At 53.0% G+C, this 24,388-nt stretch carries 20 protein-coding genes; 8 read left to right on the top strand and 12 right to left on the bottom strand.

Features of this window, described 5'->3' with window-relative positions:
• Positions 1-135: 135 nt before the first annotated feature.
• The gene (gene cysS / locus FFI95_RS09045; RefSeq protein WP_144822085.1) at positions 136-1,524 is read right to left on the bottom strand and encodes a cysteine--tRNA ligase; all 1,389 of its coding nucleotides are present in this window, start codon (positions 1,522-1,524) and stop codon (positions 136-138) included.
• A gap of 25 nt (positions 1,525-1,549) precedes the next feature.
• On the bottom strand, positions 1,550-3,220 hold the full coding sequence (locus tag FFI95_RS09050; RefSeq protein WP_144822086.1) for a glutamine--tRNA ligase/YqeY domain fusion protein: 1,671 nt from the start codon (positions 3,218-3,220) through the stop codon (positions 1,550-1,552).
• A 137-nt stretch (positions 3,221-3,357) separates the two neighbouring features.
• Between FFI95_RS09050 and FFI95_RS09055 the strand changes: the two genes are divergently transcribed.
• Genes FFI95_RS09055 through FFI95_RS09065 form a run of 3 tightly spaced genes read left to right on the top strand, consistent with a single transcriptional unit; the run spans position 3,358 to position 7,261 of the window.
• A complete protein-coding gene (locus FFI95_RS09055; protein WP_144822087.1) occupies positions 3,358-3,867 on the top strand; it encodes a peptidylprolyl isomerase in 510 nt (169 codons plus the stop codon).
• The gene (locus FFI95_RS09060) at positions 3,864-4,598 is read left to right on the top strand and encodes a UDP-2,3-diacylglucosamine diphosphatase (RefSeq protein WP_144822088.1); all 735 of its coding nucleotides are present in this window, start codon (positions 3,864-3,866) and stop codon (positions 4,596-4,598) included. Before FFI95_RS09055 ends, FFI95_RS09060 begins: the two co-directional genes overlap by 4 nt.
• Positions 4,532-7,261: a mechanosensitive ion channel domain-containing protein gene (locus tag FFI95_RS09065; RefSeq protein ID WP_246069463.1), complete on the top strand. Its 2,730-nt coding sequence runs from the start codon at positions 4,532-4,534 to the stop codon at positions 7,259-7,261. The genes FFI95_RS09060 and FFI95_RS09065 overlap by 67 nt, the downstream gene beginning before the upstream one ends.
• Positions 7,262-7,271: 10 nt before the next feature.
• Here FFI95_RS09065 and FFI95_RS09070 read toward each other — a convergent pair whose 3' ends face one another.
• The 5 genes from FFI95_RS09070 to FFI95_RS09090 form a co-directional block, all read right to left on the bottom strand.
• Positions 7,272-8,117: a hypothetical protein gene (locus FFI95_RS09070; protein WP_425463059.1), complete on the bottom strand. Its 846-nt coding sequence runs from the start codon at positions 8,115-8,117 to the stop codon at positions 7,272-7,274.
• A 78-nt stretch (positions 8,118-8,195) separates the two neighbouring features.
• Positions 8,196-8,834, bottom strand: a complete 639-nt coding sequence (locus FFI95_RS09075; RefSeq protein ID WP_144822090.1) for a response regulator transcription factor — start codon at positions 8,832-8,834, stop codon at positions 8,196-8,198.
• 6 nt (positions 8,835-8,840) lie between these two features.
• On the bottom strand, positions 8,841-10,361 hold the full coding sequence (locus tag FFI95_RS09080; RefSeq protein ID WP_144822091.1) for a PAS domain-containing sensor histidine kinase: 1,521 nt from the start codon (positions 10,359-10,361) through the stop codon (positions 8,841-8,843).
• Positions 10,362-10,445: 84 nt separating this feature from the next.
• A complete protein-coding gene (locus FFI95_RS09085) occupies positions 10,446-10,988 on the bottom strand; it encodes a hydrolase (RefSeq protein ID WP_222120391.1) in 543 nt (180 codons plus the stop codon).
• Between the two features lie 37 nt (positions 10,989-11,025).
• The gene (locus tag FFI95_RS09090; RefSeq protein ID WP_144822093.1) at positions 11,026-11,457 is read right to left on the bottom strand and encodes a MaoC family dehydratase; all 432 of its coding nucleotides are present in this window, start codon (positions 11,455-11,457) and stop codon (positions 11,026-11,028) included.
• A gap of 148 nt (positions 11,458-11,605) precedes the next feature.
• Here FFI95_RS09090 and FFI95_RS09095 point away from each other — a divergent pair, with 148 nt between their 5' ends.
• The 4 genes from FFI95_RS09095 to FFI95_RS09110 are packed head-to-tail and all read left to right on the top strand — an operon-like array spanning position 11,606 to position 16,979.
• Complete coding sequence (locus FFI95_RS09095) at positions 11,606-12,970, top strand: malonyl-CoA decarboxylase (protein ID WP_144822094.1); 1,365 nt, start codon at positions 11,606-11,608, stop codon at positions 12,968-12,970.
• 24 nt (positions 12,971-12,994) lie between these two features.
• Complete coding sequence (gene phbB, locus FFI95_RS09100) at positions 12,995-13,744, top strand: acetoacetyl-CoA reductase (RefSeq protein ID WP_144822095.1); 750 nt, start codon at positions 12,995-12,997, stop codon at positions 13,742-13,744.
• Between the two features lie 12 nt (positions 13,745-13,756).
• The gene (locus FFI95_RS09105; protein ID WP_144822096.1) at positions 13,757-15,535 is read left to right on the top strand and encodes an acyl-CoA dehydrogenase; all 1,779 of its coding nucleotides are present in this window, start codon (positions 13,757-13,759) and stop codon (positions 15,533-15,535) included.
• Positions 15,536-15,557: 22 nt separating this feature from the next.
• Positions 15,558-16,979 carry an NAD-dependent succinate-semialdehyde dehydrogenase gene (locus FFI95_RS09110; RefSeq protein WP_144822097.1) on the top strand — a complete coding sequence of 474 codons (1,422 nt, stop codon included), beginning with the start codon at positions 15,558-15,560 and terminating at the stop codon, positions 16,977-16,979.
• Between the two features lie 70 nt (positions 16,980-17,049).
• Here the strand turns inward: FFI95_RS09110 and FFI95_RS09115 are convergent, their stop codons facing one another.
• The 4 genes from FFI95_RS09115 to FFI95_RS09130 form a co-directional block, all read right to left on the bottom strand.
• Positions 17,050-18,672, bottom strand: coding sequence for an AMP-binding protein (locus FFI95_RS09115; RefSeq protein ID WP_144822098.1), 1,623 nt, complete (start codon positions 18,670-18,672; stop codon positions 17,050-17,052).
• Between the two features lie 34 nt (positions 18,673-18,706).
• The gene (locus FFI95_RS09120) at positions 18,707-20,092 is read right to left on the bottom strand and encodes a hypothetical protein (protein ID WP_144822099.1); all 1,386 of its coding nucleotides are present in this window, start codon (positions 20,090-20,092) and stop codon (positions 18,707-18,709) included.
• 286 nt (positions 20,093-20,378) lie between these two features.
• The gene (locus FFI95_RS09125) at positions 20,379-21,716 is read right to left on the bottom strand and encodes a dicarboxylate/amino acid:cation symporter (RefSeq protein WP_246069464.1); all 1,338 of its coding nucleotides are present in this window, start codon (positions 21,714-21,716) and stop codon (positions 20,379-20,381) included.
• Positions 21,717-21,822: 106 nt separating this feature from the next.
• Positions 21,823-22,593 carry a ferredoxin--NADP reductase gene (locus FFI95_RS09130; protein ID WP_144822100.1) on the bottom strand — a complete coding sequence of 257 codons (771 nt, stop codon included), beginning with the start codon at positions 22,591-22,593 and terminating at the stop codon, positions 21,823-21,825.
• Positions 22,594-22,736: 143 nt separating this feature from the next.
• On the opposite strand from FFI95_RS09130, the gene FFI95_RS09135 reads away from it, so the two are divergent.
• The gene (locus FFI95_RS09135) at positions 22,737-23,618 is read left to right on the top strand and encodes a LysR substrate-binding domain-containing protein (RefSeq protein WP_144822101.1); all 882 of its coding nucleotides are present in this window, start codon (positions 22,737-22,739) and stop codon (positions 23,616-23,618) included.
• A gap of 20 nt (positions 23,619-23,638) precedes the next feature.
• Here FFI95_RS09135 and FFI95_RS09140 read toward each other — a convergent pair whose 3' ends face one another.
• Complete coding sequence (locus FFI95_RS09140; RefSeq protein WP_186311985.1) at positions 23,639-24,268, bottom strand: MiaE family protein; 630 nt, start codon at positions 24,266-24,268, stop codon at positions 23,639-23,641.
• Positions 24,269-24,388: the final 120 nt, after the last annotated feature.

A 24,388-nucleotide genomic window follows, 5' to 3' on the forward strand; every position in this document is an offset into this window, starting at 1 on the left:
CGTTCATCGCCTCAGTAGATTAACAAGATCCGGCCGTATCCCACAGCCGGGCTCGGTAAAATGGAAGTGCGTATTGTACGTGAAATTCCCTACAAGGTCATTTCCAGAAAAAACAACACGACTTTAGTGATGGTTTCAACTGCGACGCCAGCTGGTTCCTTCCCGGGAATCATCGAGAATGACGCCCTGCTCTGCCAGCTCATCGCGAATCCGGTCTGCGCCGGCAAAATCTCTGGCTTTGCGGGCTTCAGCACGAGCCTGGATTTTAGCCTCTATGTCTTCTGCACTCAGGACCCCGGCTGAATCTGCCTGAAAATACGCATCAGGATCCTGTTGCAGCAGCCCCAGCACTGACCCGAGTCTAACCATAACGGCGGCCGACTTCCTGGCCTCTTCATTCTGACCCTCACGGCGCTGTTGATTTATGTCATGAGCCAGAGCATGCAACACCGAGATCGCACCCGCGCAGTTAAAATCATCATTCATGAACTCGATAAAATGGCGGTCATGCCCGGTCTCGGGCACAGTCTCTGAAGACGCTGGCACAATGCCGCGTAGCGCGTGATAGAGGCGTGCCAGCGAACGCCCGGCCTCAGCAAGATTCTCTTCCGAGTAATCTACCTGACTGCGGTAATGGCTGGACACCAGAAAAAACCGCACCACCTCGGCCGGGTAGGTTTCCAGTATTTCCCGGATGGTAAAGAAGTTACCCAGGGACTTGGACATCTTTTCTTTGTCCACCCTAATGGCACCTGCATGCATCCAGGTGTTCACGAACTTATGCCCTGTGGCGCACTCTGACTGAGCAAGCTCGTTTTCATGGTGCGGGAACAACAGATCCGGCCCACCTCCATGAATGTCGAAGGTATCGCCCAGGCAACGGGTAGACATCGCAGAGCATTCAATGTGCCAGCCGGGCCGTCCATCTCCCCAGGGAGACGGCCAACTGACCTCACCTTCACCTGCAGCCTTCCACAGTGCAAAGTCTGCCGGACTGCGCTTGGCTTCCTCTACGTCCACCCGCGCGCCAGCCAGAAGATCCTCAAGGTTTTTCTTGCTGAGCTTTCCGTAATCTTTAAAAGAGGCAACAGAAAAGTAGACATCACCGTTATCGGCAACGTATGCGTGATCCGCCTCAATCAATGTGCGGATCATGGCGATGATCTCGTCAATATATTCAGTTGCCCGGGGCTCTGCGGTGGGGGGCAGCACGCCCAGCCTGGCTTCATCCTCATGCATGGCATCGATCATGCGCTCAGTCAGCTGAGTAAACGGCTCACCATTCTCTTCTGCCCTGCGAAGAATCTTATCGTCGATGTCCGTTATGTTGCGCACATAGGTCACTTCGTAACCCCGACTGCGAAGGTAGCGGGTAACCACATCAAATGCCACCAGTACCCGGGCATGCCCCAGGTGGCAGTAGTCATAGACCGTCATTCCGCACACATACATGCGTACCTTTCCCGGCTCAATGGGCTTAAAGGTTTCTTTTTGCTGAGTGAGCGTATTGTAAATTCTGATCACGGCTTGTCTCCCGAATACTTACCGGTTACTTACCCCAGGAATCCCGCAGGGTAACAGTGCGATTGAATACCGGCTTACCGGCCTGGGCAGTCAGTTCCTGGTCACAGAAAAAATAACCTTCCCGCTCAAACTGGTACGGCAGTTCAGTCATGGGGTCTGCCAGATTCTGCTCTACCCGCGCCCCCCTGAGCACCACCAGCGATTCCGGATTCACATGATCAAGAAAGTCCGCTTCCCGGTCGCTGTCCGGAAATTCCTCGCTGAACAGCCGGTCGTACTGATTGATATCGCACTCAACACTGTGACTTGCCGATACCCAATGGATAACACCATTGGGCTTATAACCTTCCGGGTTCACACCCAGAGTGGCAGGATCGTATTCACAACGAAGCTCGATAATCTCGCCGGATGCGTCCCGCACCACTTCCTTACAGGTCATGACATAGCCACCCCGAAGACGTACGGCCTTATCCGGGGCCAGGCGCTTCCATTTGCGTGGCGGCTCTTCTGCAAAGTCCTCACGATCAATATAAAGCGTCTGACTCCAGGTGACTTCCCGCTGCCCCATATCCGGGTTTTGCGGGTGTACCGGCAACTCCAGAGTCTCTGTTTTGTCCGCCGGATAGTTGGTCAGTGTTACCTTGAGCGGCCGCATCACACACATTGCACGCGGTGCACGGGTGTTGAGGTCTTCCCGTATCGCGAACTCGAGCATGCCCATATCAACAACGCCGCCGGCCTTGTTCACGCCAATCATGTCGCAGAACGTTCGCAGGGATTCGGGTGTGTACCCGCGGCGACGCATACCGGATATGGTTGGCATGCGGGGGTCATCCCAGCCCTCCACCACATGCTCGTCCACCAGTCGCTTGAGCTTGCGCTTACTGGTGATGGTGTAGTTCAGGTTAAGACGAGCGAACTCAATCTGCCTTGGCTCACAGGGTGCGGTGATATTCTCCAAAACCCACTCATAAAGTGGCCGGTGGTCTTCAAATTCCAGCGTACACAGAGAGTGCGTGATTCCTTCCATGGCATCCGAGATAGGATGCGTGAAGTCGTACATCGGATAAATGCACCACCTGTCGCCTGTCTGGTGGTGTTCCGCATAACGGATGCGGTAAAGAATCGGGTCCCGCATGTTCATATTCGGGGAAGCCATATCTATTTTCGCCCGCAACACCAGCTCACCGTCGTCGAACTTTCCTTCACGCATGTCGCGGAAGAGCCTCAGGCTCTCGTCTGTCGGGCGCTCCCTGTAGGGGCTGTTTTTGCCCGGCTCGGTCAGCGTCCCCCGGTACTCTGTCATTTCCTCAGCAGACAAGGCGCACACATAAGCCTTGTCCCGCATGATCAGTTCTTCGGCAAAGTAGTACAGGGCATCAAAATAATCGGAGGCATAGCGCACATCCCCGTTCCAGGTATAGCCCAGCCACTCAACATCCCGTTTAATGGCATCGATATATTCCTGATTCTCCTTTTCCGGATTGGTATCATCAAACCGCAGATTGCATATCCCGCCAAACCTCTGGGCAATACCAAAATTAAGACAGATAGACTTGGCGTGGCCAACGTGAAGGTATCCATTGGGCTCAGGTGGGAAACGGGTAACTACCTGTCCGGTGTGGTCGCCTTTAGCGATGGCGTCTTCAATCAGGTTCTCAATAAAGTTATGGGCTTTCTTCGACTCGGCGCTCATACAATCTCTGTTAAAAGAAGTGGGTCATAAACCGGCTATTATACTCATAAATCCGGGTCAGACTCATGCATAGCAGGAAACTCTTGAGTACAATAACGACTTTAAACCGATTCACTCCCTACGAACAGGAACCCCTGATGATTGTTCTGACCACCAACCACGGTGATATCAAGATTGAACTGAACCATGAAAAAGCTCCGGAAACCGCAAAGAACTTTGAACAGTATGTTCGTGACGGCTTCTACGACGGGCTGATTTTTCACCGGGTTATCAGTAACTTTATGGTGCAGGGCGGTGGCTTTGAGCCAGGCATGGCAGCCAGGAAAACCCGCGACCCTATCAGGAACGAGGCTGACAATGGCCTCAGTAATATGAAAGGCGCGGTGTCCATGGCCCGCACCATGGACCCGCATTCCGCCACAGCACAGTTCTTTATTAACGTAGAAGACAATGGCTTTCTGGATCACTCTGCAAAAAATCCCGAAGGCTGGGGTTACTGCGTTTTCGGTAAGGTTGTAGAAGGCATGGACACAGTGAACGCCATCCGTGCCGTGCGCACAACGACGAAAGCCGGCCATCAGGACGTGCCGTTTGAAGACGTCGTCATTGAAAAAGCCACAGTTACAGAGGACGGGGGCGCAGCGTGACGACGCTGTTCATTTCCGATCTGCATCTGGAAGAGTCACGCCCTGATATTACCAGGGCGTTTCTTGGCTTTCTGAAAAAGGAAGCCCCGGGCGCAGAGCAGTTATACATTCTTGGCGACTTCTTCGAGGCCTGGATCGGAGACGACGAACACACTCCGTTACAGGAGCAGGTTGCAGCGGCATTACGCAAACTCAGCGACAGCGGAACCCGCATTTTCCTTATGCATGGCAACCGTGATTTTCTGCTGGGTACGGATTACTGCGAGCGGGCTGGTGCCACCTTGCTCGACGATCCCACGCTTATCAATCTGTACGGTACACCGACGCTGCTGATGCATGGCGACAGCTTGTGTACGGCAGATGTGGAGTATCAGAAGTTCCGTGCCAACATGCGCAATGCAAAAACCCAGGAACTCATACTGGCCCGCCCGCTGAGTGAGCGTCAGCAAATGGCCCGGCAACTGCGGGAAATGAGCATGGCGACAAATCGTGACAAAGCCCAGGACATTATGGACGTCACGCCTGATGAAGTGGTGCGGGTAATGGAAGCCTACAATGTACCGCAACTGATTCATGGCCACACTCACCGGCCGGCGGAACACAACCTGACGGTACACGGGGCAAAGGCAAAACGCATCGTGCTGGGCGACTGGGATGAAAATGTATGGTGGCTTACGGCCGGGCCGGACCATCCGCCGGAGCTCAGAAAGAAGCCACTCTCAAGCGCCTGACCCAACCCACTCCTGTGAGCAGAACCATGAAGCACTCTCCGTCCCGCTGTTCAGTTCTGACACCTTTGCTGGCCGGAGCACTTCTGCTCCTACTCCTTTTCCCGACCTCCACTGCTCTGGCAGAACAGCCGTCTGATGAGCCTGAAGAAGCCCGTCCGGCTGTGCAGCCTGAACTGGAAAAAAGCACAGAGGCGCCCCCGGAAATTGAACTTCCAGACACCGTCAACACAGACATTCAGGACCAGATCCGGACCTTAAGCGAATCTCTTGAGCACAGGCAGGCAGCCTTACGCGCAAGCCGGGGGCGGCTGAACTATGCAGAAACAATCCTGTCCCGCCTGCAAGATGAATACGAGAGTTTTGAGCTGCGGCTTGAGAAAGCAGGACTTAACCTCACGGCCGACTATGCCGAGCTTCTGCAACAAAGACTGGATCGCCTGCAGGATCAAAGCATTGCCAGCGACCTGATTTCAGGCATCCAGGACAAGCTCTCAACTGCGCGAGAGGAGCAACTGCGACTGGAAGAATTTGAAGCGCTTACAGACCTGGATGACGATACACAGGGCCAGCTCAGGCGTCGGCGCTCAAAGATTCTGCGTGAACTCCACACCGCCGTGACCGGACACATAAGTGTTCTTAATGAATACTTTAATACTGTCACCGCCCTTCAGGACCAGGTGCGGAAATACCAGACTCTGTTACAGCAACGGTTGTTCTGGTTGCCCAGCGCAGCACTTGTCAGCTCGGATACTGCCGGAGGGCTTGTTGAGTCCGCCAAATGGTTTCTGTCACAACTGCGTTTCAGCACCTTGCGCGATGCGGTTACCCGTTCAGTCAGTGAACGTGGTGGCAGCGTGGCCTTGGTCACTATCTTGCTTATCGTATTGCTTGCCAGTCGCAGAACCATCAGAAATAACCTTCAGGAGAACAACCACCATATAGGTAACGTGGGGCATGACCGCGTCGCTTTCACATTACTGGCCCTGGTGAACAGCCTGCTTCTGGCATTACCGGGGGTTCTCGGCTTTTCATTGATTGCGCTTTTGTTGATGGAAGGCAACGAATTTTATTCGGCCCTTTCAAAGGGCTTTACCGCAGCTGCCTTTATCATGTTTCTGCTCGCATCTATTCGTAATGTCGCCCGCAAGCAAGGGCTGGGGGAGTGTCACTTTCACTGGGACCCCCGCTCATTGCTGGTTATCCGTCGGGAGCTGCCGCTTCTGATGGCCTTTGTTATTCCGGTTGCCGTGATTACAACTTCGACCAGCTCAACACCTGAAGGCATCCGGTTTGACGACAGCCTGGGCCGGCTGCTCTTCACACTGGTTTCCATTGCACTGGCGGTGTTCGCACAACGGATTATGACGGCCGTACGTGACTACAAGTCCCAGGCGGGTTTTCTGCTTTTACTGCATATCGCTGCGGTGGCAACGCCACTTGTGCTGGCCGCCGCATCGCTTGCCGGCTATCACTACACCGCCCTCCAGCTGGAGCGCAACCTGTTTATTTCCATTTGCTGGCTGGCATTTAACGCCCTGCTTTACTTTACTGCCCTGCGGGCTCTCTCCGTTCGCGAGCGCCGGCTCATGCTTGAGCGCCTGAAAGAGCAACGCGAGGCGGAGCGCAGAGCTGCAGAGGCCAGGGACACCTCAGAGGCTTCTGCTGACAGCAGCCTTCAGAACCTGGATATGCCGGAAATGAACCTCCAGGACATCAGTGAACAGAGCTCGGCTCTTCTGCGCATCATCATTTCAGCGCTGGCGGTTACAGGCCTGCTCTTTCTCTGGGCGGACGTCATTCCGGCACTGCAACTGTTCAATGACATCACCTTATGGACGATCGCCACAAACCTGGATGGAGGCGATCCGTTACCCATCACACTCGCGGATGTCATGTTATCTGTGCTGGTAGCTACAGGTACCATTCTCGCCGCGAAAAACCTCCCCGGGACTCTCGAGGTAACATTGCTGAGCAGGTTGGACCTTGAGCCAGGTGCCGGCTATGCAATCACCACAATTACCACTTACCTGCTGGTGCTTGCCGGCGTCGTTACCTGCCTGGGTGTGATTGGTGTTCAATGGTCCCAGTTACAGTGGCTGATTGCAGCGCTGGGCGTAGGCCTGGGCTTTGGGCTTCAGGAAATTGTCGCCAATTTTGTCTCCGGCATTATCCTTCTGTTCGAGCGCCCGATCCGAGTTGGCGATACCGTCACTATTGGTGGCACAACTGGCACGGTTGCGCGCATTCGTATTCGTGCCACAACCCTGGTGGACTGGGACCGCAAAGAACAGATTATTCCTAACAAAACCCTTGTTACTGAAGACCTGACAAACTGGACTCTCTCGGATGCAGTCACCCGGGTGGTGCTACATGCGCGCGTTGGCTATGGAAACGATGTGGATAAGGTTCAGAAAATATTGACTCAGGTCGCCCAAAACAATGAGCGGGTAGCGGAGGAGCCGCCACCGGCTGTGTTTTGTGTTGGGCTGGAAGACAGCAGCCTAAACTTTGAAATATGGGTTTTTGTTAAGGATCTTCTGGATATTATGCCGCTGTCCCATGAAATACACGCAGCGACGGCAAGTGCCCTGGCGAAGGAAGGTATCGATATCCCCTTCCCGCAAACCGATATCCATGTGCGTACGCTGCCTGAGCCCCGATAAACGAGAGGGGTCAGGAAGACACGCCGGGAACAGAGCCCATTTCTACGGGTTCTTTATAGGTTTCCACACGCTTTAACCAGCCGGCAAGCCACCGATCGCGTTCAACCGGATTGTCGGCGTTTTCCGCGCGACGTGTGAGTACCGCGCGCGCAGCGGTCCGAAATTCAGCCAGCGTAGCCGGGTCGCCCTCTTTTGTATCCCTGATTTCAGCCGGCGCAGGCATGGCCAGAAGAACCTGAAGCAGCCCCCAGCCTTCGCCGCTATACTGCTCATCCGGGGAGAGCCCTTCCCCCTTGAAGTTCACGTAATCCACAATTGCATAAACACCGCCCGGGGTTTGGCTCAACATCTGCAAATGCTTTTTAACACCAGATTGGCGGGGCTCAGGTGCCGCTGCTACCACTTTCCCCAACGACGCTTTTGCGCGACGGAAAATAAACTCTGCCTGAACTCCCTGGGTTCCGGCCAGAAATTCCCGTAACTCTGCTATTTGAGGCGATTCAGCCGCCTGCTGAAAAGTTTGCCGGTCCGGCCAGGGCGCGTTAAATGGCTCCAGCTCACGCAACCATTCAGGTGTGTCCAGCTGACGCTGCTCCATATAGTCAATAAGTGCAGGAAAGCTTTCAACAAACCGCTCATTAACGCCTTCGGGGTACCAGATAAAGTGGCCGATTCCGAGGGAGGGAAAGGCTTCTGCCTGGTTCCAGTGCACCAGGCACTGAAGCCGGCCTGAACACTCATTGTTAAAGATATTCTGGCCAATCCAGTCAAGCTGGGCTGGGCTCAGTGCAATGGATATGTCACTTGCAACGCTGTCTTTTTGCGTACCGCAACCCGACAGGCCCCAGGCCAACACAAACAAAAAAGACAAAAAACCTTTGAAATTCACCCGGACTCCTCAAGTTGAGCTGCAGGCCGTAGCCATACCGTACAATCACGCACTGGCTATACCACTCACCACCCCGAGAGTGAGAGCGATTTGCACCAGCTCTGCGAATGAGTCCACCTTCATCTTGGCAATCATGTTCGCACGATGCCCCTCAACCGTTTTCCGGTTAATGCCCAGACGGTCAGCGGCTTCCTGATTGGATGCACCATTAACAATCAGCTCCATTACCTGCCGCTCCCGCTTGGTCAGGGTTTCATAACATTCGCGCATCAACGATTGGGAGCGATTATAAGCGAACCTTTTACGGTCTTTTTCCAGGGCATCATGTACCTGATCAATCAGTACCTGGTCATCGAACGGCTTTTCGATAAACGTCTGCGCACCCTGGGTTAAAGCTGTAACCGCCATATCGACATTACCATGGGCGGAAATCATTATGATGGGCAGCTCAACGTTCATATCCCGGAGCTTGTTCTGGGCGTGAATGCCGCTCAATCCGGGCATACGCACATCCATAACCACACAACCGCTCTGGTTATGATCAAACGCTTCGAAAAAAGATAAGGCGCTTTCGAAAGTTCTGACCCTAAGGCCAACCGATTCCAACAACCATTTTAGCGATTCTCTTACATCAGAGTCATCGTCGATAACGAATACAGTTTGTGGATGGGCATCAGCAGTCATACAGAGTTATTCACTCATATTGAGGGTGAATGAAAAGCGAGCTCCCTTTTCAGGCCTGTTTTCTGCCCAGAGCTCGCCGCCAAGATTCTCTACCAACGAGCGACTGATGGCCAGCCCCATTCCCAGACCGGCTTTTTTAGTAGAATAAAATCGAGTGAAAAGACGATCAAGATCCTGCCGGTCAATGCCTGGCCCCTGGTCATTGACCGACACCCTGACCTGCTTTTGGCCATGAGGCTCCAGTTGGATGCTCACAATGTTCAATGGCTCTTCTTCTCCATTGCCACTTGCTTCGATTGCGTTCACCACAAGATTCAGTAATACCTGCTCCAGCTGAATCCGGTCGGCCCGGACCGATGGCAGTTCCCCGGTGCCGGATACTTCAAGAACCACCCCGTGACGCTCAGCCATGGAGTCACAGAACTCAACAATATGATCAATGACCTCCTCAAGCGCCAGATCTTCCATTTGCGGCTCTTGCTTACGAGTAAAATCCATCATGCGATGTACAATTTCACCCGCCCGCAAAGCTGTACTGATACTGCGTGTTATGGGAAGCTCAAGCTCCTGCCAGCTGAGGGAATCGCTACCCGCAAACCGTCTTTCTACTCCGCGAAGATAATTAACCATAGCGGCCAGGGGCTGATTCAGCTCATGTGCCAGACTGGACGCCAGCTCCCCCATGGTTACAAGGCGCCCTGCGTGGTCCAGATCGGCCTGATATTGCTTTAACTGTTCCTCAGCTGCTTTTTTCTCTGTGAGGTCATGGGCGACGATTGAAAAATACTCAACATCCCCGTGCAGTGACCTGTGTGCCAGTAATTCAAGTACAACCGGTATGCGCTTGCCCTGCCGACTCCGCATCCATAGCTCACCGCGCCAGTAACCGCTTTGTATCGCAGAAGGAAAACCCTCCTTCAGGAGGTATTCCAACCCTCTTTCGCTGACAAACCAGGCGAGTGGCAGGACACTATAGTCAACCTGCTCCAGTTCAAGAGCCGTGCGTGCCGCTTCGTTGATATGAGACAGAGTGTGATCCAGGTTGAGGAACAGCACCAGATCCTGAGTGCTTTCCAATACTCTGGCCAGCCGCCTATTGGCATTGTCCGCCTTGATGCGGTGGGTGGCATCCCGGGAAACAACCAGAATTTCACGTATTTCGTTGGTATCCGGATCGCGAATCGTACGGCTTGTGCTTTCCAGCCAGGTGTAGTGGCCATCTTTACACCGAAACCTGTAGGTATGGGTATAAAGGCCGCGGTCATAGTTGACAGTGGGCGCCCGAAGCCTGAAATCCTCTACATCGTCAGGGTGATACAAATCGTAGGCCGAAAGCCCGACGATTTCCTCCACGGTATAGCCAAGCAGGTGCGTAACCGCGGGCGAAGCATAAATGAATCGCCAGTCCTCCGGCGTGTGTCTGGAAATCATATCCGTTGATTTTTCGGCCATCTCCGCAAGCAGCTGGTTGCGCTCTGCATCATCTGTCAGGGCCGAGAAACCTTCATCGGGTGTTCGGGTTCTCATTCAAGTCGCTCTCCGGCAGAAAAAGGTTCTCCCAGCCTGCCATAAAGTAACGGGCCTATGGACTTGGCCCAAGGCCCGTCGAGCTTATCGCAGGAATTCTTTACTAAACGCTTTGAACTCAGGCGCATCTGAACGGCGTAACCATTCGAAGCCAACCATTTCGCGCGTCACCAGCTGCGCTCCGGCCTGCTCCATTCTGCGCATTGAAATGTTGGTGTCTTCCGGGTTCCGGGCAGAAATCGCGTCCGTCACTACAAACACTTCCAACCCCCTTTCAAGCAATCGCAAGGCGGACTGTATAATGCAAGCTTGGGATTCCATACCGCAGAGAACGACCTGCTTGCGGTCATGAGCCGTGAATGCTTTTTCAAATTCCGGATCATCAATGCACGCAAACGCGTGCTTACCATAAATGTTGTCCGGACCGATAAGCGCTCGTAACGAATCTTCTGTGTGGCCCAGCCCATCAGGGTACTGCTCTGAACCAATCACTGGTACTTTCATCAAGTCGGCCAGCTTCACTAACCAGCTGCAATTTTTCACAAGCTCTTCCGATTTGTGTACGCCCGTCAGCAGCTTGCCCTGAACGTCTACAACCGCCACGATCGACTGTTCTGAATCCAACATCACAGATCCTCTTTTCTCACTTTAACCGTTATTCTTTTTATTCAGGTCGGCGATCGACCATGTTGGTTGCTACGCCTTCAGCAACCACCTTGTCGCCAACGGTACAGGTGGTTTCAATCCTGACTCTGCGACGCTTCTCATCGATTTCCAGAACTTTTGCCCGCGCAACCACAGTGTCATTAATATGCACCGGCGCTTTGAACTTCAGTTGCTGATCCACATAAATAGCCCCGGGGCCAGGCAGACGAGTGCCCAAAACCGCAGAAATCAAAGCAGCACTGAACATGCCATGCACGATACGCTCTTTAAAAGGCGTGGTTTTGGCATACTCAACATTAAGATGTACCGGATTATCGTCTCCACTGATACCGGCAAATAACACGACGTCTGCCTCTGTGATCGTTTTGGCATAGGTTGCCTCCATGCCCACTTCCAGGTCTTCCAGATAGTATCCGTGTAGTTCTTCCATTGCTCTCTCCTGTTTATGGTCTATTCGAGATCCATGCTAATGGTTTACGCCCAGAGAACCAAGTATTTTTACTTGGTTTTTTAAAGCTGCTCTGATAGCCTCAAATCAATATCCAGGCCAACGCCGCTTTACAAAGGGGATAACAGGCATGCAAACCCAACCGGTCAGCATTTTCGAAAGAGCTTTCAAGAAGCTGGTACCTGGAGGGCTCGAGGGGAGTAACCGCCGCGAGACCGACATTATGAGCATCAGTGCGGACCTCTCTGATGCCGACATAGCCACCGTAAAAACCTGGGTAGATGACTGCCTGGCGGAAAAAGGCGGACAGGTTGATGCACGAAATCGTGCGGTACTGCTGGGTCGCGCTTATCTCAAGCTCTCGGATCTGGGCAAGATACGGTTTTTGGGGCTGCTTGCCGACCAGTATGGCGTTGCAGAGGCCAGCGTAGAGTCGGCTATAGAGCAATGGCACAACGCGCCAGGTAATCAGAAAACCGAAGCCGCTCAGAAGCTCCGTAAAACTCTGGAGCCTAGCAGAACCACACTGCTGAAGCACTTTAACGGGGTCCCATCGGGTGTAAAGTTTCTGGTGGACCTACGGGATGAGTTGCTTACATTTTGTAAGGAACACCCCTCCCTAAAACCTCTGGAAACAGATCTCAAAGACCTGCTCTCGACATGGTTTGATGTTGGTTTGTTACAACTGGAGGAAATTGACTGGAATACCAGTGCGTCCATGCTTGAAAAGCTGATTGCTTATGAGGCGGTACACGCCATTAAAAGTTGGAACGACCTGAAAAACCGGCTGGACTACGACCGGCGCTGCTATGCATTTATTCACCCGAGTATGCCAGATGAACCGCTGATTTTTGTTGAGGTTGCACTGGTTGACGGCCTGGCAGGAAACGTACAGAAAATCCTCGATGAGGACGCGCCCAATCTTGACCCAGCTAACGCTGACACTGCCATATTCTATTCCATATCCAATGCCCAGCGCGGGCTCACTGGCATCAGTTTTGGTAACTTCCTGATCAAGCAAGTCGTTCAAAAGCTCCGGGATGAGTTTCCGCAACTGAAGCAATTTGCAACGTTATCTCCCATACCGGGGTTTCGAAAATGGCTTGAAGCCGCGGAACCGGAAACTCTGCGACAACTGCCGGGCGGAGAGCAGTGGCTAAGCTATCCACCTCCGCGCGACCCGGTACAGGCCGACACAGAAGCCAGTAATGGCCAGCGTGAGGCGATTATCCGGCTAGCCGCCAGCTATCTGACCGCAAGACGCCCCAATTCTGAGCGTGCACTGGACCCAGTGGCCCATTTTCATCTCAGCAATGGAGCTCAGATAGCGCGCCTGAACTGGATGGCGGACACCTCTGATAAAGGGCTTGCCCAGTCTGCGGGACTGATGGTCAATTATCTGTACGAGCTGCCTAAAATTGTTCACCGCAGTGAGCAATACACTTCCGGCGGAGTGATATCCCAATCCTCAGCCATTCGAAAACTGTTGAAATAACGCTGCAAACCCAAGGAGAACGTTATGAGTAATCGCATCGCAGTTGTAACCGGTGCCACAGGCGGTCTGGGCAAAGCCATGTGCCAGGCACTGGCCGCACAGGGCCGCAAACTGGTGGCTTCGCACCTGCCGGGTGACGAGTTTGTTCAGGAAGCCAAAGATTGGCAGGCCGAGCTGGGCAACGATGGCATCGAAGTCGCTATCTACCCCCTTGATGTAACCGACTACGACAGCTGCAAGACCTTTGTTGACACCGTAGAGAAAGAGCTTGGCCCCATCGATATCCTGGTGAATAACGCCGGGATTACCAACGACGCGCCTCTGAAGCGCATGAAGCCCGAGCAGTGGAACCAGGTTGTCAACGTAAACCTGAACTCCATGTTCAACATGTGCAGCCAGGTATTCGACGGTATGTGCGAGCGCGGTTTTGGCCGCATCGTCAATATCTCTTCGTTGAACGGCGAGAAAGGCCAGTTTGGTCAATCCAACTACGCGGCTACCAAAGCGGGTATATATGGCTTCACAAAATCCATTGCTCAGGAGGGTGCACGTAAAGGCGTAACCGCTAATGCGGTTTCCCCGGGCTACGTCGATACGCCCATGGTTCGCAAAGTCCCCGAAAAGATTCTTAACAGTATCATCGAGGGGATTCCGGTCGGCCGGCTGGGTGCACCTGAGGACATTGCGCGCGCCGTGTCGTTTCTGACCGCTGACGAAGCAGGTTATATCACCGGAACCAACCTGTCAGTCAACGGCGGCCAGTATATGAGCTAAGAGGATACAAACATGACAGAGTACACAGCTCCCACCCGCGATATGTTATTCACCCTGCAACAAACTGCAGGTTTTGGCGATATGGTTAATCAATGCGGCTTTGAAGACGCTACTGAAGACCTGGTATCTGCCATTATCGACGAAGCCGCCCGGTTTTCCGGGTCGGTTATTGCCCCCACCAACAGTACCGGGGATCGTACCGGCGTGGCGCTGGATACGAATCATACTGTCAAAACGCCAGAGGGTTTCCGGGACGCTTATCAGCAATACGCTGAGAGCGGCTGGGCCAGTTTGCAGTTTGATCCGGAGTATGGCGGCCAGGGACTTCCTTTCTCTCTGGCCATACCGGTACAGGAAATGTGGCACTCGGCGAACCTCGCCTGGGGGCTGTGTCCTTTGTTGTCCCAGGGAGCTGTTGAAGCGTTGTCCGAAAATGCCGACGACGCTTTAAAGCAGCTACTACTGCCAAAAATGATCTCGGGTGAGTGGACCGGTACCATGAACCTCACCGAGCCTCAGGCTGGCTCGGACCTCTCAAACATACGCACACAGGCCAGACGCGACGGCAATGCTTATCGTATTAAGGGCCAGAAAATATTTATAACCTGGGGCGAGCATGATATGGCGGATAACATCGTCCATCTGGTGCTTGCCCGGTTGCCTGATGCCCCCCCGGGAGTTAAAGGCATCTCGCTATTTGCCGTACCCAGGTTCATTCCCGATGCTACCGGTGAACCTGGCGAGCGCAATGACTGTTACGCGGTATCCCTTGAGCACAAGATAGGCATTCATGCCAGCCCTACCTGCGCCATGAGCTTTGGTGACAACGAAGGCGCCCTCGGTTACCTGGTGGGCGCCGAAAACCAGGGCCTGGCCTGCATGTTTACTATGATGAACAATGCCCGGCTCACGGTGGGCTTGCAGGGTGTGTCCATTTCGGAACGCTCCTATCAGCAAACCCGTGCCTATGCACTGGAACGCACCCAGGGAACAGCACCCGGCGATAGCGGCGCCTCCCCCATCATCCGGCACCCGGATGTACGGCGCATGTTGATGACTATGAAAACGCTCACCGAGGCGGGTCGTGCACTTGCGTACACCGGCTGCGTTGCTGTGGACTTTGGTAAGAGCGAAAAAGTCACGGAGTCCGCAGCCGCCAGGCAGGCGCGCCGGGCAGACCTGCTTACACCACTGGTGAAGGGCTGGTGCACAGAAATTGCTCAGGAAGTAACATCTCTGGGTATACAGGTGTACGGTGGCATGGGTTTTGTGGAAGAAACCGGAGTGGCGCAGCATTATCGCGACGCAAGAATTCTTCCCATATATGAAGGCACCAACGGCATTCAAGCGCTGGATCTGATCGGACGCAAAACCATTCGTGATAATGGCCAGGCCATGCTGGAACTTATCGAAGACATGGAGACTTGCAGCAGCACTGACTCTCAAGCATCGGCACTCTCCGGGGAGCGGCAGGCACGCTTCAATCAGGCCGTAAAAGACCTGAAAAAAGCCACTGAGCTTGTTCTTGAAAGCAAGGACGACCCCTTGCAGTCAGGATCTATCGCTTTCAGTTACCTTATGCTTACTTCTACGGTAACAGCAGGCTGGCTGATGGCAAAATCGGCGGCACTTGCCAGTGAAACCTTGAAGGCAGATGACCCACTGGTCCGTGGAAAGCTGGCCACGGCGGATTTTTACATGGACCATATTCTACCACGGAGCGCCACTTACCTGGCTAACCTGCACGCGGGTAATGAGAGTATTATGGCGCTCTCTGAAACCGAGTTCTGATCAATTATAGGGGCCCGTTGTAATGTTTATTGATGGTAACTGGATAACCGAACGCACCATGATGGCGGTCACCAACCCGGCAACCGGTGAATTCATCACTGAAGTTCCGGAGTGTACATCCGAGGACATTGAAACCGCCATAGCGGCAGCCTCGCGGGCGTTTGAAAACTGGCGTAAAACAACACCCTACGAGCGCTCAGGCATGCTGTTCCGCGCCTGGGAGCTTATGCGTCAACGCAAACGCGAACTGGCAGAAATCATGACCCGGGAACAGGGGAAGCCCCTCAAGGCATCCCTGAACGAGGTTCAGTATGGCGCAGATTTTCTATTGTGGTTTGCGGAAGAAGCCAAGCGCATGTACGGGCAAACCATTCCGTCAGCCCGGGAAAACCAGCGTTTTCTGGCCAGCAAAGTGCCTGTCGGTGTCGTAGGCGCAATTACCCCATGGAACTACCCTGTTTCAATGATTACCCGTAAGCTTGCACCGGCTCTGGCGGCTGGTTGTACCGTGATTCTGAAGCCAGCCGAGAGCACCCCTCTATGCGCCAAAGCCATGTTTGAAATTTTCGAGGAAGCAGGCTTTCCAGCTGGCGTTGTGAACCTTCTCACCGTGCACGACCCTCAGCCGGTTGGCGAAGCCTTTTGCACGGACCCACGCGTTCGAAAACTGACGTTTACCGGATCTACACCCGTTGGCAAAAAGCTGAACGCTCTCGCTGCCGCCAATATGAAACGTGTCTCCATGGAACTGGGCGGCCATGCGCCGGCTATCGTGTTCCCGGATGCCGATCCGGTCTACGCTGCCAAAGGGCTGTCGCTGGTGAAATTTCTCAACACCGGACAGGCCTGCATCAGCCCCAACCGGATATTCGTGCATGAGGATCACACAGAGGCCTTCCTGAAGGAACTGACCAGCAGAGCCCAGCGTCTGGTAGCGGGTAACGGCCTGAACGAAGGCACAGGAATCGGCCCCCTGATCAACGAAGCTGCGATTGGCAAGGTATCCGAGCAGGTTCAGGATGCAGTAGCCCAGGGTGCGAAAATAGAAACCGGTGGGCAACGGCTGACCGAGGGTGAGCTTGCCGCGGGATACTTTTATGCACCCACCGTACTTTCTGGCGTAACCAGCACCATGAAAATTTATCGGGAGGAAACCTTCGGCCCCGTGGCGCCTGTGATCACCTATCGCTCTGCTGACGACGTTATTGCTATGGCCAACGATACGGAGTACGGCCTCGCAGCCTACATTTACAGTGACAACCTGGCCACGGCAACCCGTGCTTTTGAAGACCTGGATTTCGGAATTATCGGCATAAACGATATCAACCCCACCAGTGCAGCTGCCCCCTTCGGTGGCATGAAAAACAGCGGTCTTGGGCGTGAAGGTGCTGCGGAAGGCATTGAGGAGTATCTGGAAACCAAGCTTGGTGGTTTTGCCATCTGACCAGGTTTCTTTCGCTGAAACACAAAGCCCCCGGTCTCACAACCGGGGGCTTTTGCTTTCACAGGCGTTATTACGACACCTGACCTCTGAGCACATGTTTTTGTAATTTGCCGGTGGAAGTTTTCGGCAGTTCGTCGGAGAACACAATCTTCTTCGGCACTTTAAAGCCAGCAAGATTGGCCCGGCAGTGGGCAACGATATCATCTGAAGTGATGTCATCATGCCCGGTTTTCAGCGTAATGAACGCACAGGGTATTTCTCCCCAGTGGTCATCTGGAGCAGCTACCACGGCTGCCTCCAGAACAGCCGGGTGATCATACAGCACGCTTTCTACTTCCAGAGTCGAAATATTTTCACCCCCGGAGATAATAATATCCTTGGTCCGGTCCTTAATCTCAACATAACCATCAGAATGCCAGACCCCCAGGTCACCTGTGTGGAACCAGTCACCACTGAAGGACTTGCCGGTTTCTTCAGGATTATTAAGGTAACCCTTCATAACCGCGTTCCCCTTCACCAACAGTTCACCAATGGTTTTACCGTCCTTGGCCACAGGCTCCAGAGTAGCCGGGTCAGCAACCAGCATATCGGCCATGGACAGGGAAATAATGCCCTGCCGTGCTACCTTACTGGCTTTTTCCTTCGCATCCAGAGCATTCCAGTCGTCCTGAAACTCACAGATCAGGCTGGGGCCATAGGTTTCTGTCAGCCCATACAAGTGCACAACTTTCATACCCATGGCTTCCATAGACTCAATCGTGGCAGCAGGGGGCGCCGCGCCACCGGTTGCGGCCGTCACATGTTGGGCAAAAGGCTTTCTGTACTCCTCAGGTGCGTTGACCAGCATATTAAGAACAACCGGTGCAGCACAGAAATGAGTAACCCCATGCTCGGAAATAGCGTCAAAGATCGGTTCTGGCTGGGGTGCACGCAAGCATACATGGGTACCCGCAACAGCGGTTACTGCCCACGGATAGCACCAGCCATTACAATGAAACATGGGAAGCGTCCACAAGTAGACAGAACCTGATGACATTCCCAGGCCAATGGCGTTGCTCAGGGCGTTAAGATGTGCACCCCGATGATGGTATACTACGCCTTTGGGATTTCCCGTTGTGCCGGACGTATAGTTCAGTGAAATAGCCTGCCACTCGTCATCCGGAAAATGCCACTGAAAATCACTGTCACCCGTTGCCAGCAGAGCCTCATAGGTCGTACTGCCAATCAGCTCACCACCTTCAAACATCGGATCATCCACATCCACCACCAGCGGCTTGGCGTCACACCCCTTTACCGCCTCCTGGGCACGATCGCTGTATTCCTTGTCCGTAAAGAATACTTTGGCCTGACCGTGGTTAAGCATGAACGTCATAGTTTTGGCATCGAGGCGCGTATTCTGAGCATTCAGAACGGCCCCGATCATTGGAACTGCATAGTGCAGCTCCAACATCTCAGGGATATTCGGTAGCAACGCTGCTACAGTGTCGCCTTTCTTAACGCCCAGCTTTCGCAATGCCGACGCCATTTTCAGACAACGTTCATAAGTCTCGGCCCAGGTGCGCCGAACAGTGCCATGAATGACTGCAGTTCTCTTAGGGTGCGCTATCGCCGTTCTCTCAATGAATGTCAGGGGGGTCAGGGGCGTATAATTCGCCCCTGTTTTATCGAGCCCCAACTCAAACATATTATCCATCTGGCTTCACCTCTTGTTGTTCTTAGTGTTTGGTTTAGTGCCCGCTGTCTTCATCAGGGGCTTCGTCATGGGTTGCTTTATAAACTTTGGCAAACCAGTTCTTTTCCAGAACAAACCACAGCACCAACCCTATACCCAGGCCCCAGGCTGCACCTTTCGTTGCCAGCACAGAACCCACAATGATAGCCACTCCACGCTCCAGGTTTGTTTGCCGACTCAGCATCTCGATGGCCAGGTAGCCACACAGATACCCCTGAATCAAAAGCGTGAGAGCCATGCCGATGTTCAGACCAGGTTTGAAGAGTGTCACCACAGGCACCAGTATGATGGCAATGGTCATACCCCAGTAAATACTGGTTGCACCGCCCCAATAGCTGTCCATCACCGATCGGGGGTTATTCATGTAACGGTTAATAACCAGTACCTGGCCCCCTGTCCAGCCAGGCCCCGAAAGGCTGATAAACGGTGCAAAAATACCGTGTAAAAAGTTACGAATACCAACAATAATACTGTTTCGACGTGGACTGAAAATCAGCTTCTCGTCCTTACGCACACCGTCGGCATTTTTGAACAGTGAATCCATCACGAGAATGTCGCCAAATGCGATGATATACGCAGCCAGGGCAAGCGGAATAGCATCAATAAAGTATTCCAGCGGTGGCAGCCCAAGGCCGAAAACACTGTAGTCCCGGACGATCTCTGTAAAAGGAATCGTGGTGAACCCCCACTCAATTTGTGGTGGCGTCACCTCACCTATAATGATGCCGAAAATATAGGCAATCAAAAAAGGCACAGCGATTCCGTATTGGGCAACAAAGCGGAAAAAACCGTATCGGGCGCGCAAAGGCCCGGCTGTTTCAGAAAACAGCATGAAGAACCCCAGAATGGCCCCGGTCAGTATGGTAACCGGCATTGTCCAGACGCGCCCGTCTGCCGCAAACTCACCCATAACAGCCGAAATGCCGGCCCCGATCAAAATGCCGGATTTGAGTGATGTCGGCATCTTCCGAACCAGAGCATCTGCGCCTTTAAAGATCCCCAGGCCGAGGAAGATAACGGCAACTGCAAGCTGCAAAGCAATCAATGCCAGTATTCTGGCATCCCCCTCGGGGTAACCTGAAAGAAATGCGATGTACAACGGGATACCGGCGGTAATCCAACCGGCCACTGCAGGGTCTCCAAAGTGAGAGTGGACCAGATACAGGAAATTATTGAGCAGTACAAAGGCGACCGCTATCTCAAAGGGTATGCCGAGAACGGATGTCATCAATGCTGTAATGCTCAGGGGCACAACACAGAGTATGGCTCCCTGTAGCATATCGGGTATTTCAAGCTTGTAGTGCACAAAAGGCACCCGGAACTTCAATGCTCCCAGTATGGATGGCTGTTCGCCACCTGTGGGTCTTTTTTGTAAGGACATTGTTTTTATTCTCCTAGGACCGGAATGAGACATTTTCACAACAAGAGCGAAAGGCCCCACGAACCATACTAGGCATGATTACTTACTTAATCAATGGTTTTTACTTGGCTATAAAGACACAACTACCCGAAAGATATAAAACCCAGTAAAATACCGGTAACCAGTAAAGTAGGTTGCTAATTGCTGAGATGGAGGGTATAGACTGGGGAAAGACAGGGCCAGTACACTTAAGTGCCAACAAAAAACTGCCCTGCAAGTATCAGGAAATGCAGTGCAACCAACAGTGTCAATCTACCTGCGGAAGCGGTGCAGCGGCTTCGTCCGAACCCAGTTCGCTGCCAATCCAGCGATCCATCACCGCACAGGCTGCCAGGTCTCCTGTAACGTTAACGGTGGTGCGGCACATATCCAGAATCCGATCTACGCCCAGAATCAGAGCGATGCCATGGACTGGCACACCAATCCCCTGAAGTATTGTGGCCAATATAACAATACCGACACCTGGGGTACTGGGCGTACCAATAGACGCGCCAATCGTGGTGGCGGTAAGCAACAATAGCTCGTTCAGGCTAAGGTCAATTCCAAATACCTGGGTCAGGAACACAGCTGCAACTACCTGATAAAGCGCTGTGCCATCCATATTGATAGTCGCGCCCAAAGGTACAATAAACTGAGCAATGGATTTGCGAACTCCGAGAGACTCGTGGGCAGTTTGCATGGATAGCGGCATGACCGCTGCGGAACTGGATGTTGAAAAAGCCAGCAGTTGCGGCTCGCGAATCGCCCTTAAAAAATGCCCTGGTGACTGTTTTGCGACCAGCAGTACAATCAGGAAATACAGCCCTAAAAGGACCATCAATCCAAGTAACACACTGATAACGTATACAGACATCCCCAAAATGGCGTCAATGCCCACGCGAATGGTGATGTCACAGAGCAATCCGAACACAGCAAGTGGGGCAAGCAGCATCGCCCAGTTAACAATTGTCAGTGACACTGCCTGAACACTTCTTGTGAGGTCCAGGATAATGCTGCTTTGCTGGTGCTTTAACGTAAGCAGGGCTACCCCGAAAAAAATGGCGTAAATCACAACGGCGAGCATATCCTGATCAACCAGTGATTGTGTCGGGTTGCCCGGAATAATGTTCACGATGCGCTCGGGTATACTCACATCGGGTTGTACTGCCGGCCCCGCAATTACCGATGCAGGTGAATCGCCAACCATCGACTGCACCATATTCGCACTAATGTAGTCTCCGGGGCGCATTACAGTTGCAACGCTGATACCGATCGCAACAGCCAGAGTTGTGGTAACAACAAAATAAGGTACGATTCGCAAACCGGCCTTCTTAAGAAAAGACGCATCACCGCTTGAGGTAATACCCAGAATAATAGATGTCAGAACCAACGGTATGACTATCATCTGGATAACAGCCAGAAATACCTGCCCTGGTACGGCTACCCATTGTGCAATAGTATAGGCCGTGGGTTCTGAGAGTAACGCCAGGCCAGACGGCGACAACACCAGCCCCAGCCCAATACCAAGCACCATGGCCAACAATACTTGCTGCCAAAGGCCAGTTTGTATCAATAATGGGCGCGTGCGCCTGGGGCGAGTCAGCACATCCTTGCTTCCTGAAGATAAAGACAATAATTACGTAAAGTCGTCTCCCGCCCCACATCAGGGGGCGGGCAAAAGCTGCACAACTCTAACTTTTAAAAGCAATTTTTTACTTTTCTACAAATGCCCGCTCAATCACAAAGTGACCCATGTCACCACCGCGGGCTTCTTTAAAGCCCATTTCTTCCAGAATCGAGCAGGTGTCTTTGAGCATGCTGGGACTGCCGCAAATCATGAAGCGGTCATCCTCAACATTGATGTCCGGCAGGCCAAACTCCCTGGTAATTTTTCCGCTTTGCATCGCGGCTGTTATCCGGCCTTCATTGCGGAACGGTTCACGGGTTACCGTAGGATAATACTCCAGCTTACCCTTGACCATCTCGCCGAAATACTCGTTCTCTGGCAGGTCTTCTATCTCTTGCTGATAGGCAAGCTCAGACACATAACGAACTCCGTGGGTGAGGATGACTTTATCAAAGGCCTCGTAAACCTCCGGATCCTTGATTATGCTCATAAATGGCGCCAGCCCTGTGCCTGTGCTGATCAGCCAGAGGTTTTTACCCGGCAGCAGGTTATCAAGAATCAGGGTACCTGTAGGCTTGCGGCTCACCAGGATTTCGTCCCCTACCTCTATATTCTGTAGCTGGGAAGTCAGTGGCCCGTTCTGCACCTTGATCGAGAAAAACTCCAGCTCATCTTCATAGTTGGCACTGACAATACTGTAGGCCCTCAGTAACGGCTTGCCTTCAGATTCCAGACCAATCATTACAAAGTGACCGTTTTTGAACCGAAACCCCGGATCGCGGCTGGTCTTGAAGCTGAAAAGCGTATCATTCCAGTGATGTACGCTGGTTACCGTTTCTCTAATCAGATTACTCATTTAAACCTCATGTCAGGCCGGATCACTATCGGCACCAGTGTAACAAATATGAATTGCCTAAATTGTACCGCACAATTAACCTATCGGAGAAATGGGATACTTCTATAATCTTATTCGAGAACATCGATTTAGAGCACCTGGTTATGAGATACAGTTTCAGACAACTCGAAGTCTTTCTGGCAGCCGCTCACTTTCAGAACATTACCCGCGCGGCGGAGTCGCTCGCCATGTCTCAGTCTGCAGCCAGCAGCGCTCTCAAAGAGCTGGAGGGCCAATTCGACATTCAGTTGTTTGACAGGGTCGGCAAACGCCTGCAACTGAATGAACTCGGACGACTTTACCGGCCCAGAGCAGAGGCATTGCTCGCCCAGGCTAATGAGCTTGAGCAGGCGTTCAGCAAACACACTGAAGTCGGCGCTCTGAAAGTCGGAGCTACCTTAACTATAGGTAACTATCTGGCCGTAGGTGTCATGGCCCAATACATGAATACCCCTACCCGCCCCAGAGTCTCGCTGGAAGTAGCCAATACCAGTACCATCGGACGTCGGGTCCGGGACTTCGAACTCGACATCGGCCTGATCGAAGGCGAGCTGCAATCGCCGGAACTTGAGTTCATACCCTGGCGCCAGGACCGTCTTGTGATCTTCTGCTCATCAACCCATCCGCTGGCGCAAAAGCAAACTCTTTCCGACAGCGACCTCAGAGAAGCTACCTGGATTATGAGGGAGCCAGGCTCCGGAACACGACAAACGTTTGACCGTGGCATGCAGGGGTTACTTCCAGACCTGAACGTACTGCTGGAACTGGAGCATACCGAAGCTATCAAACGGGCGGTGGAAACGGACCTTGGAATAGGCTGCCTTTCTGAGGTAGTTCTTGCTGATGCCTTCCAGCGAGGCAGCCTGGTGCCGTTAACCCCACCGGCTCACCGGAGTTTTCAACGGCAGTTCTACTTCATCCTGCACAAGCAGAAATACCGTAGCGCTGGAATTGCCCGCTGGATCGAGCTATGCAAAGAGCTTTGAGTTAAAAGGGAACGGTTCACTCAATTATTGAGGGGGCCGCTGTGAAACCGGAACTCGGCATCCGGGGTTTCAATCAGAGCCTGTTCGATTGCCAGAAACTCTGCCACCCGGGCCTCCACGGATCCACCATTGACCTGTTCTGCAAGCGCCAGGTAATCCCGGTAATGACGAGCCTCGGATTTCAGCAAACTGCTGTAAAATGAGGCCAGCTCTTCATCCAGAAACGGGATCAAGGCCGCAAATCGCTCACACGACCTGGCTTCGATGACTGCGCCTATAATCAACGTATCCACCAGGCGTCCTGGCTCTGAGGTGCGCACCTCAGAACGCAAACGGGCGGCGTAAGGCGCCGGGGTCAAGTGATCATAGCGCACATCGCGTGCCTGCATAATAGCCAGCACCTGCTCAAAATGACGCAACTCCTCCCGTGCAAGACGGGACATTTTATTAAGCAGGTCTGTATGTTCCACGTAACGATACATGAGACTGAGCGCCGTCGACGCTGCCTTTTTTTCACAGTGAGCATGATCTATCAGGAGCAGATCCTGATTGGCGAGCGCGTTATTCACCCACTGCTGAGGGGTAGGACACAACAGAAAACTCTGGATCTCGTGCAAGGCATCAGCAATCGCGCCTTCTTTATTATTCATGACAAATAACCACATCAGGTGAATGAAAAGCCGGATTGTATCGTAACCCCCGGACTTCTCCGACCACTGTCCACCTTAACTTTATAAGGGGTTTCCTATAGAATGCAGCGCCAACCTGAA

The sequence above is a fragment of the Marinobacter piscis genome (assembly GCF_007671655.1).
Lineage (GTDB): Bacteria > Pseudomonadota > Gammaproteobacteria > Pseudomonadales > Oleiphilaceae > Marinobacter > Marinobacter piscensis.